This is a genomic window from Streptacidiphilus albus JL83, assembly GCF_000744705.1.
Lineage (GTDB): Bacteria > Actinomycetota > Actinomycetes > Streptomycetales > Streptomycetaceae > Streptacidiphilus > Streptacidiphilus albus.
Genome location: NZ_JQML01000001.1, coordinates 9015178 through 9028709, shown reverse-complemented (window position 1 = coordinate 9028709; position 13532 = coordinate 9015178). Strand labels below are relative to the sequence as shown.

Annotated in this window: 6 protein-coding genes and 1 pseudogene; 2 read left to right on the top strand and 5 right to left on the bottom strand. The window is 70.4% G+C overall.

Going from position 1 to position 13532, the window contains the following annotated elements:
• Positions 1-111: 111 nt before the first annotated feature.
• The 5 genes and pseudogenes from BS75_RS39110 to BS75_RS39095 form a co-directional block, all read right to left on the bottom strand.
• Positions 112-975 (bottom strand): universal stress protein, encoded by an 864-nt coding sequence (locus BS75_RS39110; protein WP_052070286.1) that lies wholly within the window; start codon positions 973-975, stop codon positions 112-114.
• Between the two features lie 212 nt (positions 976-1187).
• Positions 1188-1805 carry an Rv1733c family protein gene (locus tag BS75_RS45300; protein WP_052070285.1) on the bottom strand — a complete coding sequence of 206 codons (618 nt, stop codon included), beginning with the start codon at positions 1803-1805 and terminating at the stop codon, positions 1188-1190.
• 243 nt (positions 1806-2048) lie between these two features.
• A pseudogene (locus BS75_RS51105) lies at positions 2049-2204 on the bottom strand (MerR family transcriptional regulator); the annotation flags it as partial.
• A 163-nt stretch (positions 2205-2367) separates the two neighbouring features.
• Positions 2368-3159: a hypothetical protein gene (locus BS75_RS39100; RefSeq protein ID WP_034091609.1), complete on the bottom strand. Its 792-nt coding sequence runs from the start codon at positions 3157-3159 to the stop codon at positions 2368-2370.
• A gap of 468 nt (positions 3160-3627) precedes the next feature.
• Positions 3628-4107, bottom strand: coding sequence for a hypothetical protein (locus BS75_RS39095; protein ID WP_034091608.1), 480 nt, complete (start codon positions 4105-4107; stop codon positions 3628-3630).
• Positions 4108-4402: 295 nt separating this feature from the next.
• Between BS75_RS39095 and BS75_RS39090 the strand changes: the two genes are divergently transcribed.
• Together BS75_RS39090 and BS75_RS39085 are read left to right on the top strand one after the other, a co-directional pair.
• On the top strand, positions 4403-8113 hold the full coding sequence (locus tag BS75_RS39090; protein ID WP_160312307.1) for an nSTAND1 domain-containing NTPase: 3711 nt from the start codon (positions 4403-4405) through the stop codon (positions 8111-8113).
• 1044 nt (positions 8114-9157) lie between these two features.
• Positions 9158-13051 carry a glycoside hydrolase family 3 C-terminal domain-containing protein gene (locus BS75_RS39085; protein ID WP_052070283.1) on the top strand — a complete coding sequence of 1298 codons (3894 nt, stop codon included), beginning with the start codon at positions 9158-9160 and terminating at the stop codon, positions 13049-13051.
• Positions 13052-13532 lie beyond the last annotated feature (481 nt).

Below are 13532 nucleotides of genomic sequence, written 5' to 3'. Positions count from 1 at the left end.
CGGGTACCGGTGCGGGGCAAGGCGGGTGAGCGGATGCTCCGCCGCCTCGCCGCCTCGCCGCCTCGGTGGAATAGGACGCCGGCGACTCCCGGTCGCCAACCGCGTCCGCGCTCAGACGTGCGGGACGACGGCGACGGGGCAGTGGGCATGGTGCAGGACCCGGTGGGTGACCGGACCCATCGGCAGGGTGAACCGGCGCCGGTGGCGCTCGGCGCCCAGGACCACCAGGGCGGCCCCGGCGGAGGCGTCGACCAGGGCGGCGTCGGCCTCGTCCAGCCGGACCTCGGTGACCAGCTGGACGTCGGGGAACGCCTTGCGGCCTGCGGCCAGGACCTCGGCCAGGTCCGCACTCTCGTCGCGGGTGCGGGTGGCCTCCTCGACCGGCCCCACCGCGAGGATCCCGGGATACGCCTGCGGGTACATCCAGGTGCGGATCACCTTCAGCGGCACGCCCCGCCGCGCGGCCTCGGCGAAGGCGAACTCGACCGGAGCGGCCGCCTCCCCCGGGCCGGCCCCCAGTACCACCACTCCGTCATCACCAGTCCACTCCCCCGGGCCGGCCGTCCCCTCGGGGCCGGTGAACACGACCAGCGGACAGGCGGCATGCGCGGCCAGGCCCTGGCTGACCGAGCCCAGCAGGGTGGAGGAGAGACGGTTGCGTCCACGGGTTCCGACGACCAGCAGCTGTGCGTGCTGGGCGAGTTGCACCAGGCCTGGCACCGTCCGCTCGGACAGCAGGTGCCTGTGCACCTCGATTCCGACCTGCCGCTCACGGACGTGGGCCTCGGCCTCGTGCACCAGCTGCCGGGCGGCCTGCAGCAGGTCCTCGGGGATGTCGCCGCGGTCCCCGGGCGGCTCCTGGTAGGGCGCCAGGCTCCAGGAGTGGGCGATGTGCAGCGGTACCCCGCGCCGGTCCGCCTCGTCGGCGGCCCAGTCCAGGGCCTGCTGGGCGCGGGGGGAGGCATCGATTCCCACGACGACTCCGGATACGGGCGACTGGTTCACTGTCGGCTCCTCGATCACTTGTTGACGGTGCGTCAGGTAGGTGCTTCGCCGGCGTGCGAGCCGCTCGCCCATCGGGCCCTGTGGGCCGACGGCCAGGACGGGGTCGCATCCGTCGACGTGCTGCTGCTTCCAGGTCCCTGCAGGCTGGGCGGCCTGGAGACGTGGCGCGGTTGCGCCGCCTGTCAGCTGCGGTGGGACCAGACGGGTTCGAAGAGCCGCCAGTCCCGCTCCCAGTGGTTCTCGTCGGTGCGGTCCGCCCACGCCCTCACGGCGCTGTCCGCGCTCGTGACCAGGCCGAGGGAGCACAGCAGGCACAGGACTCCCAGGTAGGCCGCAGACGTCACCGAGTCGCCGGCGGTGACGGGTGCGGCGCTGACCTTGCCCGTGGCGTCCAGCCACAGCTGGATCCGGTTACCGACGACGGCACCGTCCCAGACGTCGACGCTCGCCTCGCGGGCCGTCCCGCCGGGAGCGCTCCAGCGGACCCGGGCTGCGGACTGCGCATCGGGGTCACTCGCGGGCGCCCTGCTCGGAGCGGTCACCAGCACGGCTTGGACGCTGTGCAGCTGGGCGTCGCGGCGCAGCGCTGCCGCACGGTCGTCCCGGTACAGGGCCAGGGCGAAGCCGGCGGACACCCCGACACTCGCCAGCAGCCCGATCACGATCAGGGCGCGCAGTCGGCTGCGCAGGCTGTCGCTGGGCCGCCACAGCGGGTTGCGCCGCCGTGCCAGGGCAGTGCCCAGGCGGGAGCGCCGCCCGGCGGGGAAGGGTGGAGTGGGTGTCGCTGCGGGTGTCGCCATCGCCGTTCGCCTCCTAGGGTCACGGCGCCGCTCGCCGTCGGACTCATGGTGCGTCCGGCGGGGTGCGCGGCAGCAGGGACCGGTCGTCTCCGGCCATAGGGCCACTGGTCCCCAGTCCACTTGGAGGGCACGGCATCGGTGCGCGCCGCCCCAGGAGTGGGCAACGCGCACCGGGAGTACAGACCCCTCCTTCCACGACCAGCGCGGCCCGCTGGACGCCGGAGCCGCGTCCTTGGGTGGGGCTGCGGCCCGGAGCTCTTCGATGAGGCTTAGGGCTTCTGCGAGTTGGTCTTCGAGGATGACGATGCGGCAGGCGCCCTCGACGGAGCTTCCGGTGGTGACCAGGTCGCGGGCGCGGGCGGCGATGCGCAGTCGGTAGCGGGAGTAGCGGCGAGTCCCGCACCCTCACGATCCTCCGTATTGACGTGCGGACAGACAGGGCCGGTGGATCACCTGGGACCTGCGGTCCTTCAGCCGGCGTCCAGTACCCGCCCGACCCGGTGGGTCGGGCGGGCAAATAGCACGCCGCCAGGTCGGGCTGGCCACTGCCGGTGCCGGCTGATCAGCTGAGGGTCGCGTTTCCGAGCCCGAACGTGATGACGGCCCCACCTGGATCCTCGCTCGGTCCCGGTTCATCCAGGCACCCAATGGTCAAGTCGTCAACACCCGCCAAGGGAATCGTCAAGGTTCTCGATTGACTGGCGGAGACCGTTACCGTGGGCGTAAGCGCCTTGCCGTTGTCTGTGAAGGTAAACCTTGCGACAGCCCCGACACCGCTCGGTGGCAAATCGCTGGGGACACCGAGAGTGAGTGTCAGTTTCGTATAACCGCTCACATCCCACGTGTCGTATTGCGGACCATTCTCCTCCGTGGAGACGCAGGATTCTATCCAGGTCTGGCCGTAGTCAGTCCCTCCGAATTTCACCTCCTGAACGTTGATATTCTCGGCGTGACTCACTGGCGAAATTTGTGCCAGCGCGACCGGCGTCAGTGCGGCGGACGAATCTCCTGTCGAGGGCGAGTCGGACGGCACGCTCGCTGCCGTGGGCGTCGGCCCCGCGATAGGCGTCGGCGTCTGGATAGGCGTCGGCGTCGGACTCTCAGACAGAGCGGCCGCCGAAGGGACCGGCTCGGGTGCGGCGGAGCCGTCACCGGTCTTGGCTGTCAACGCGACGAAAATCAGTGCGGCCCCTGCCAGCATCAGGAGCGCACCCAGCACCTCGCAGGTGACCTTCTCCGCCCGGTGCATGTCCTTGATCGCGGGAACCCACCGCACCGGCGCAGTCCCGCCTACCAAGCCAACGACAAACACCAATACACCGGTGGACAGCAAAACGCCGATGGTCTCGCCCATGGGCACCCCCTTGCGACTTCTATGGGCAGGCCATGCTGCCAGCAGCTGAAGCAGCGTCAACACGCGCCCCCATAAGGGGAGTTGGCATGCAGGTCACACGGCATGGTTCGCACACCTGGCGCTCAAAGCTACGTACCCGCCTGCGCGACCCGCTGCGTTGCCCGGATCCGAGCCTCCCGTGCCCGCCCGCTGCTGTGACGGGCGGGCGGGGCGCGTCGGGCGTACCCGAGGGGCGGCGCGCTGGCCCGGGTGCCTGGGGCCGTCCGGCCGGCTGCACCGGTGCGGCCAGTGGACGCCTTTGTGCCGCACCGGGTTCGGGCCGTCTCTCAGCTCAGCCTCAAGCCAATTCTTGGGTGGTCTGAGGCAGTTCCGTGCGGTCGGCCGCGTGGCGGGCCGACCGCACGGGGAGCTGTTCCGACAAGGGCGGCCCAGTCGCGACCGGGCCGCCCTTCATGGTTCACTGCCGAGTCACACCGAGATGCTGATGCAGGCGACCGAGCGGGACGAACCCGCGGTGTAGGAACCGCAGATGCCGGAGCCATTCTTGATCCACTGGTCGATCGTCCACACCTGGTAGGTGCCGTACTCGGACTGGTACCAGGCGATGCCGGTGGGTCCGTTCCCGGCCCACGCCTCCAACAGGCCCCCCGGCGCCCAGGAATCGGGGGCGGTGACGACGATCTGGCCCACGTACTGGGTGTGGTTGGTGGTGTTCTTGGTCTCGGTGTAGACGGTGATGCACGTGTTGTGGTCGGGGTCACCACTGCCGGCGCAGCTGCCGACCACACCGTCGTCGGGGCGGACGGCGTGCGCGGCGGCTGCGGCGGGACGGGCGGGCTTCGTGGCAGCCGACGCGGGGGCGGCCGCACACAGTGCGGCGACGGCCACCATGCTGGCCAGGACGGCCGTGGCGCCGGCCCGATTCGGGCGGGGTTTCGTGATGTTCATGGCGATTCCCTCTTCCATCTCTCGAAGTGGACGGGTCTGCTGGCTGAGACCCTTGACCAGGGACTCTCGTCGGCGGAAGCGATCGACTCAATGGACAGGGCCGACCTCGTACAGCTCCGGACAGACCTCGGACAAGCTCGTACAGGTCGCTGGCCGTGCGGTGCCCCCTTGATCGTGCTTGTGATGGTCCCTCAACCAACAGGTGTCGGTGTTACCGTGCGTACGGCAGCCTCTCTGCACCTTCGAATCACCTGGTGGGCCTGCGATGCCAATGCCGGAGGAACGCCTGGCCGGCGTGAGCAGCGCGGCCGAATTCGGCGCTCTGCTCACGGAATTACGCGAACGAGCCCGGTTGACCGTTCGCGAGGTGGCGCGCAAGAGTGGCCTCGCGCCGGCGACGGCCGGCGGCTACTTCGCTGGAACGCACCTGCCGGCTCTGAGGCTCCTGGGCTCGGAGTTCACGCAGCTGCTGATCGCTCTCGGAGTGCGTGATGAGGCTCAGCTGGAGGCCTGGCGAGAGGCCGCGCGTCGGCTGCGCAGGTCCGGGCGGCGGCGCACAGGGGATCGGCGACCGCCGTACCGTGGCCTGGCTCCTTTCGAGGCCGAGGATGCCGAGTGGTACTTCGGACGCGCTGAACTCGTCGCGACGGTGCGCCGCCGCGCTGCAGAGCGGCGCCGGGAAGGCTTGCCGCTGCTCGTTGTCGGACCGTCCGGCTCGGGCAAGTCCTCTTTGTTACGGGCCGGCCTGATCCCGTCGCTGCGTGCCGAGGGAACCGCCGCCCTGCTCACCCCGGGCCGCGATGCGCTCGCCGCCCTGGCAGCAGCCGCACCGCTGGAGCAGCCTGCGGACTGGATCGTGGTTGATCAGTTCGAGCAGGTGTTCACGCACGAGCTACCCACGTCGGAGCGTGCCTCCTTCATCGAGGAGCTGCTGCACCGATGCTCGCGCAGCGGAGTCGTCATCGGCCTGCGAGCGGACTTCTATGCGGCGGCGCTCGTCGAACCCGGACTCGCGCCAGCCATGCAGGATGGCCAGGTGATCGTCGGGCCGATGAACACCGGACAGATCCGTGAGGCGATCGTCCGTCCAGCTCGACTGGCCGGCGCGGAGGTGGCCGACGGCTTGGTGGAGCTGCTCATCGAACAGTGTTTCCGGCTCGGCCGGGACCATGTCGGCACGCTGCCACTGCTTTCGCACGCCCTGCTCGCGACCTGGTCCCGGCACGAGGGCGACATCCTCACATCGCAGGACTATCTGGCCACCGGTGGCATAGCCGACGCGATCGCCCACTCGGCCGAGGAAGCCTACGGCGGGCTCGGTCCCCCGGACCGCGAGCTCGTGCGCATCATCTTCGTGCACCTCGTACATGTCGGCGAGGGGGTTGCCGACACCGCGCGCAAGGTTGCCTTCGACAGTCTGCCCGGCGGAACGCACGCCGGCAGTGAACTGCCGGAGCCGATGGAGGAGTTCATCGACCGTAGGCTGCTGACCGTCGACGCGGGCACCGTGCAGATCGCACACGAGGCGTTGATCAGCTCATGGCCTCGGCTGCGTGCCTGGCTCGACACTGACAGGGCCGTGCTCATTGCTCAGCGCAGGCTCGCTTTCGCCGCAGAGAACTGGGTGGAGGCCGGTCGCGATCCGGCCGCACTGCTGCGCGGCGGCCCGCTGACCGTCATGGACCTGCGCGTGCAGGAGGCCGGCGAACGCTGGCGGCCGACAGCGCTCGAACGCGAGTTCCTCGAAGCCTCCCGCGTGCAGCGGAGTGTTGAGGAGCGAGCCAGGATACTGGCCGCGCGCCGCCTTCGGATCCTGGCAGGAGCGCTCGCGAGCCTGCTCTTCGTCGCCACCGGTATGGCCTTCTACGCCTTCGTACAACGAGGCGACGCGCAGAGCGCCACGCGCACGGCGGATGCGCGAGCCGTGGCCGAGGCGGCCGGTGCAGTGCGCGGGCTCGACCCGACCGCCGCAGCCCAACTGAGCCTGGCCTCCTACCGGATGAACCCGACCATCCAATCCCGCTCGGCGCTGCTCGAATCCACCGGCACAGCGCAGGCCAGCCGTGTGGTCGACGCAGCCTCGGTCGTCGAGGCGCTGGCCGGCACGGCAGACCGCAATCTGGCTGCCGCAGCCGATGCGGACGGGACCCTGCGGCTGTGGAACATCTCCCGCCCCGGTGTCCCGACCGCGATCGGCCAGCCACTGCTGCACCTCCAGGACCGGCAGCTCTTCGCCGTCGCGATCAGCCCGGACGGCCGGCTGCTGGCGGCGTCCGGCAGCGAAGAAACCATCAGTGTCTGGAACATCGCCAATCCGGCGGTGGTACACGCCCTGCCCGCACTCACCGGGCCGACCAACACCGTGTACACACTCGCGTTCAACCCGGCCGGCACGCTGCTGGCTGCAGGCAGCGCCGACGGCACCATCCGGCTGTGGCACGTTTCCAGCACGGCACTGACCCCGACGCAGACAGTCACCGTCAGCCCCACCGCGTACGTACAGAGCCTGGCGTTCAACCCCAACGGCACGATGCTCGCCGCGACCACCTCAGACGGCCAGCTGCTGACCTGGCCCGTCGCACCCGACGCCACACTGGCCCCGGCTCCTACCGCCGACCACTCCGGCCTCGGCGGCCCGGTTCTGGGACTGGCGTTCAACCCGGCCGGCAACACCCTCGCGACCGGCACGAAGACCTCGGCACTGCAGTTGTGGACGGTCACCACGTCAGGGGGGACACGCCCCGACGGACCGGCGCTGACCATCGGCAACAGCTGGATCAACGCGCTCGCATTCAGTCCGGACGGCTCCCAACTCGCCGTGGCGACCAGCGCAAAGAGCGTGGAGTTGTGGGACCCCGCCACTCACGCTCTCATCACCACCCTGCCGCATCCCGAGCCGGTAGCGAGCATCGCCTGGGACCGCGACTCCACGCTGATCAGTGGATGCGCCGACGGAGTGCTCCGCTTCTGGTCGCTGCCGGTCCCACAACTCCCGGGAAAGGGCGTGATCAACGAGGTCTCCTTCTCATCCGACGACCATCTGATCGCAGTTGCCAGCAACACGCTCCAACTCTGGTACGCCGCGGACCGGACCCCGGCATCCCCGCCTATCGGCACAGGCGGCCTCCCGGCCGAGGCGGTCGCGTTCAGCCCGACCGCGCCACTGCTCGCCACGGCGCTCTCCAACGGCAGTGTGCGGCTATGGAACGTCTCCGACCCCGCCGCGCCCGTCCCCGTCGGACCGCCGCAACCGGCCACCACTGCGGGAATCGTCGAGAACATCGCCTTCAGTCCCGACGGCACGCTGCTGGCCACCGGCTCCGACGACACACTCGTGCGGCTGTGGAATGTCACGAGTGCCCGGGGGCTGACACTCCGGCAGGTTCTGCCCGGTTTCACGGCGGGCGTCTACAGCCTCGCGTTCAACTCGCGCGGCACGTTACTGGGAGCGGGGAGCATCGACCGATCCGTTCGTCTGTGGTCACTGAACGCCAACGGCATCGCCCGGCCCCTCGCGGCACTGACCCGCCTGCCCGCCTACGTCTACAGCGTGGCCTTCCAACCGAACGGGATCGCACTTGCCGTCGGGCTTGCCAACGGCACCGTCCAACTGTGGAACCTGGGCGACCCGCCGCGCCCGGAACCCCTCGGGCAGCCGTTGACCGGGCCGCTCGGATACACCTACGCGATCGACTTCAGCCCCGACGGAAGTACTCTCGCCGCCGCCGACACAGACGACGACGTATGGCTCTGGAACGTCAAGAACCTGCGCCACCCAAGCGTGTCCGCAACCCTCACCGGAGCCACCGACGCGTTGTACACCGTGGCGTTCAGCCCTGACGGGAACCTCCTGGCCGCCGGAGGTGCCGAGGGCGTCGTCCGGCTCTGGGTGCCAAAGCCGACCGCAGCCCAGAGCGACCTGTGCGCTGATCTCGGTCAGGCCCTGGACAAGCAAGCCTGGTCGCGCGACGCCCCAGGACTGCCGGTTACCGCGCCCTGCGGCTGAATATCCGGCCAAGGCGCTGGAGATCGCCTGGGGGGTGGACACGCTGTTCCACGCCCGGGGCGACGTACAAGGACATCGCCGCTGACCTGAGCATCAACAGGGCGACGCTGCGCGAGTGGGTGCTGCGGGACCGCGAACACCGCCGCATTGCTCCCACCGGCACGCGCACCAGCGGGTCGGCTGCGGCCCGGACGGGACAGGCAGCTGCGCCCGATGATCCAGACGAGCGGTCCGGCAGTTGGAGGCCCGGTCGGCCGAGCTTGAAGCCAGCGAACGGAAGCCGGCTGCCGAGAGGGACATCCTGCGCAAGGAAGTCGGCGGTGCCGCCGGATTTCTGTGGCTTCTCTTGACACTCTGCGGGCCCGGGAGGATTCTGCGCTGTGGCAGAGAGAGCGCTCTCCCGAGATCGGGGTGAAGAGGAGTGTCCCATGATGTCTCGCCGCAGGCTGGCCTCGGCCTCGGCCGTGCGCCCTGTCGGGTCTTCGGTGGTCAACCTGTCCGACGCCGGCCTCGACACGGCTCGGAAGCACATCGAACCGGCCGTCAACGGCGGCGCCCACGCATCGCCCCCACCCTCGGCTCCGGCGGCAACTCCGGCGTCGTGAACCGGTTCCTCCTCGGTTGACGACGGCCGCCACCCTCCCGACTGTCGCGCCGAACCGCTGAGGTCGGTCGCCGATCGGGGTTCGCCCCGGACGGTGGCAGAGCCACCCCGATGTGCACCACCGCACACGGCACGATCCCCCCGGCAGGCACGACGCCATCCGGCGCGCGCAACTGCCGCTTCGACGGCCCGCCGCAGAACAACCACGTTCGGCGGCGGGTTCTTTGCGCCACCACGGTCCCACCCGCCGACCGGCCCAACGGCCCGGCGCCGGGGAAGCAGATCAGTCAACCGAAGGGAACGGAATGAGGCCACTCCCTCTCCTGCGGTCGCCAGCGCCTGCGCGCCGCGGACCGCGACCGCGCCGCCGTCGGCCGGGCCTACGCGCGCTGCTCGCAGTCGCGGCGCTGTTAGCCCTGTCGCTGGCCGGCGCGCCCACCGTGGCGAGCGCTGCCGGCAGCGCCGCCTTCGGCGGCACCCCGGCCGCCGTCCCCGGTACGGTCCAGGCCGCGAACTACGACACCGGCGGCCAGGGCGTGGCGTACAGCGTCGCCTCCGCCAACGGCAGCGCCGACAGCTACCGCGCCGACGGCGTCGACCTGGAGACCACCGCGGACACGCAGGACACCGGCCCGGCCGGCGGCGGCTACGACCTGGGCTGGACCACGCCGGGCCAGTGGTTCGACTACACCGTCGACGTCGCCACCGCCGGCAGCTACACGGTCAGCCTCCGCGTCTCCTCGCCGTACGGGATCAGCGACGCCCTGCACATCGCCAACGCCTCCGGCACCAACCTCACCGGCTCGGTCTCCGTCCCCAACACCGGCGGCTACGAGACCTGGACCACCGTCACCGCAAGCGTCACCCTGCCCGCAGGAGTACAGACGCTGACGGTCGATCAGGACTCCAACGGCTGGAACTTCCACTACCTCTCGTTCAGCCAGGCGGCAGGCGGCGGCTCCAGCAGCGGCCAACCGTTCGGCGGGACCCCGGCCGCCGTGCCGGGCACGCTCCAGGCCGCCAACTACGACACCGGCGGCCAGGGCGTGGCCTACAGCGTCAGCTCCACCAACGGCACCGCCAACAGCTACCGCTCGGACGGCATCGACCTGGAGACCACCGCTGACACGGCGGACACCAGTCCGGCCGGCGGCGGCTACGACCTGGGCTGGACCACGCCGGGCCAGTGGTTCGACTACACGGTGAACGTGGCGACCGCCGGCAGCTACACGGTCAGCCTCCGGGTGGCCTCGCCCTACGCGATCGCCGACGCCCTGCACATCGCCAACGCCTCCGGCGCCAACCTCACCGGCTCGGTCTCCGTCCCCAACACCGGCGGCTACGAGACCTGGACCACCGTCACCGCCAGCGTCACCCTGCCCGCCGGCCGACAGACGCTCACCGTCGACCAGGACTCCAACGGCTGGAACTTCCACTACCTCGCCTTCACCCAGGGCTCGGGCGGCGGCGGCACCGGGGGCGGCGGTACCGGCGGCGGTACCGGTCCGACCGAGTACTGCGGCACCCAGGACCTGGCGTTGGACCAGCCGACCACGGCCTCCTCCACCCAGGACGCCACCGACTACCCGGCGGCCGACGCCACCGACGGCGACCCCGGCACCCGCTGGTCGAGCGCATCCAGCGACCCGCAGTGGCTGGAGGTCGACCTCGGCTCCCAGCAGCAGATCTGCAATGTGGGCATCCTCTGGGAGGCCGCCTACGCCACGGCCTTCCAGGTCCAGGTGTCCAACGACAACTCCACCTGGACCACGGTCTACTCCACCACCACCGGCACCGGCGGCAACCAGTCCTTCCCGGTCTCGGTGACCGCCCGCTACGTCCGGATGTACGGCACCGCGCGGGGCACCCAGTTCGGCTACTCGATCTTCGAGTTCGACGTCTACGGCCTCACCACCGTCGCTCCCATCACCGGCGGCAACGGCAACGGCGGCAACGGGGTCTGTCCCTGGGTCGGCTCCACCGTGCCGGTCGCCCAGCGGGTCCAGCAGGTGCTGAACACCATGGACCAGTCGGAGGAGGCCACCCTGCTGTCCGGGGACGGCGCCTCGTCCTACATCGGTCAGGTTCCCGGCGTCCCCGACCTGTGCATCCCGCCGGACAACATGGAGGACGGTCCGTCCGGCGTCGGTGACGGGAACGGGGGCGTGACCGCCTTCCCGGACGGCGAGAACGCCGCCGCGACCTGGGACCCGGCGCTGATCCAGCAGGAGGGCGCGGCGAAGGGCGCCGAGTTCGCCGGCAAGGGCGTGAACATCTCGCTCGGCCCGACGACCAACCTGGTGCGCGACCCGCGCTGGGGCCGGACCTACGAGACCTACGGCGAGGACCCGTACCTGGCCGGCCAGGTCACCTCGGCCGAGGTCGAGGGTCTGCAGAGCCAGGGCGTGATGGCCATGGTCAAGCACGCGGCGGCCTACGACCAGGAGCAGTACCCCAACGGCACCAACAACGAGACGGTCGGTCAGCAGGCCCTGGAGGAGCTCTACCTGGCGCCCTTCCAGACTTCCATCGAGAAGTCCGCGCCGGCTTCGGTGATGTGCTCCTACGCCGTGGTCAACGGCGCCTCCTCCTGCGCCAACGCCGACCTGCTGCAGGACGGACTCGACGAACAGGCCGACTACGGCGGCTTCGTGGCCTCCGACTGGGGTGCCGCCGGCAATGCGGTGGCGGACGCCGAGGGCGGTATGGACATAGCGATGCCGTTCTCCGACGCGAGCGACGTGTCCGCCGCCCTGACGGCCGGCACGCTGAACCAGGCGACGGTCAATGCGATCGTGTCCCGGATCCTGACCCAGATGTTCGCCTTCGGCCTGTTCGACAACGCCCAGACCGGTTCGCTCAGTGCGACCGTCACCACCGCCGCGCACCAGCAGACCGCGCTGCAGATGGGCGAGGAGGGCACGGTCCTGTTGAAGAACAACGGGCTGCTGCCGCTCAACCCGAACGCCGGTGAGTCGATCGCCGTGATCGGCACCGACGGTGGCGCGGCAGTCGAGATCGCCGGCGGCGGCAGTGGCGGGGTCGACAGCACGAACGCGGTCTGGCCGCTGACCGGCATCCAGAACGCGGTCGGACCGAACTCCAAGGTCACCTACACCCCGGGCGACGACAACGGCACCACCGACATCCCGCAGGCCGTCGCGGCGGCCCAGGCCGCCACCGACGCGATCATCTACGTCAGCGCCCCTGAGGGCGAGGAGAGCGACCTGACCACGCTCGACCTCTCCAGTGCGGACGAGACGATGATCGAGGACGTGGCCGCGGCGAACCCGAACACCGTCGTGGTGATCAACAGCGGTTCACCGGTGGTCATGCCGTGGCTCAACTCGGTGGCCGGGGTCTTCGAGAACTGGTACGGCGGACAGGAGACCGGGGCGGCCGTCGCGGCCCTGCTGTTCGGCACCGTCGACCCGTCCGGCAAGCTGCCGGTGACCTTCCCGAGCAGCCTGAGCCAGGTCCCGGCGCAGACCACCGCGCAGTGGCCGGGCACCTCGACCGGGGTGGTCTACAGCGAGGGGGTGGACATCGGCTACCGCTGGTACCAGTCCCAGAACATCACCCCCGCCTTCCCGTTCGGCTTCGGGCTGTCCTACACCAGGTTCTCCTTCTCCGACCTCGCCGTCGGCGCCTTCAACGCCGACGGCAACGCCACCGCGACCGCGACCGTCACCAACACCGGCTCGGTGGCCGGTGCGGACGTGGCGCAGCTGTACGTCGGGGACCCGGCCGCCAGCCAGGACCCGCCGGAACAGCTGAGGGGGTTCCAGCGGGTGGTGCTGAGTCCCGGGCAGAGTGCGACGGTGACCTTTCCGCTCACCGTGCACGACCTGGCCTCGTGGTCGTCGGCGGGCAACCAGTGGGAGGCGCAGGCGGGCACGTACTCGATCAGGGTCGGGGACGCGTCCAGCAGCCTGCCGCTGACCGGTTCGACCAGCCTGGCCCAGACCCTCACCGGGCAGGTCGCGGCGGGTGCCTCGGGTGCGGGGGTGTCCCTGGCCAACACGGCGGTCAGTGCCGGCGTCACCGCGAACTCCGGGGCGCCGGGCGCGGAGACGGTCGGGGTGGTCAACCCCTTCGGCTACAGCAGCCCGAAGGGCGCGGCGGTCTCCTTCCCCGTACAGGCCACCGACTCCGACAGCTCGCAGAGCCTCGCCTTCACCGCGACCGGGCTGCCGCCGGGCATCACCATCGCCTCCAACGGCACCGTCTCCGGCTCCGGCAGCACCCTCGGGACCTACACGGTGACCGTCACCGCGACCGACCCGAAGGGAGTCTCCGGCACGGCCACCTTCGTCTGGTCCGTCGTGCAGTGAGCGCGGTGGCTCCGCTGCTCGGGGCACCGTGATCGCACGCGCAGGGCGAACGCCGTCGCGCGGGCCGGGCTTCACCGCCGGGCCCGCGCGACGGTGCGTTCCGCACCGAGCTCCGCGTCTCGCCATGGGTCGACCGAACGCCCGAGCCCCGACCACCAGGTCGACCTCCGGCGCCGAACCACTGCGGCAATTACCGTCCGGTCCAAGTGAATTCACCGATATGGCGGTTACCTTTCGCGGGCACTCTCGTTCATCCAGGCATGAGTCGTGACGCACGGACAATTGAAGAAACGTTTCTGCAGCAGGTACCGATCTTTGCTCACCTTGCCGTGTCCTGGAGCGCCTGCGGACGGATAGTGCCGGGCCGACCCGATCCGGAGTGGCAGCGTCTGACCGCGCCGCTCAGGTTTCGCCACCAGCAGCCCGACCCCCCTGCCCCGCTGCAGGACCGCAGCGCAGAAGTGGAGCGGTGACCGTGGAT

What these genes read in the sequence shown, in the direction of transcription:
- BS75_RS39100 (WP_034091609.1), bottom strand. Translation starts at nt 3,159, where the DNA reads ATGGGCGAGACCATCGGCGTTTTGCTGTCCACCGGTGTATTGGTGTTT.
- BS75_RS39095 (WP_034091608.1), bottom strand. Translation starts at nt 4,107, where the DNA reads ATGAACATCACGAAACCCCGCCCGAATCGGGCCGGCGCCACGGCCGTC.
- BS75_RS45300 (WP_052070285.1), bottom strand. Translation starts at nt 1,805, where the DNA reads ATGGCGACACCCGCAGCGACACCCACTCCACCCTTCCCCGCCGGGCGG.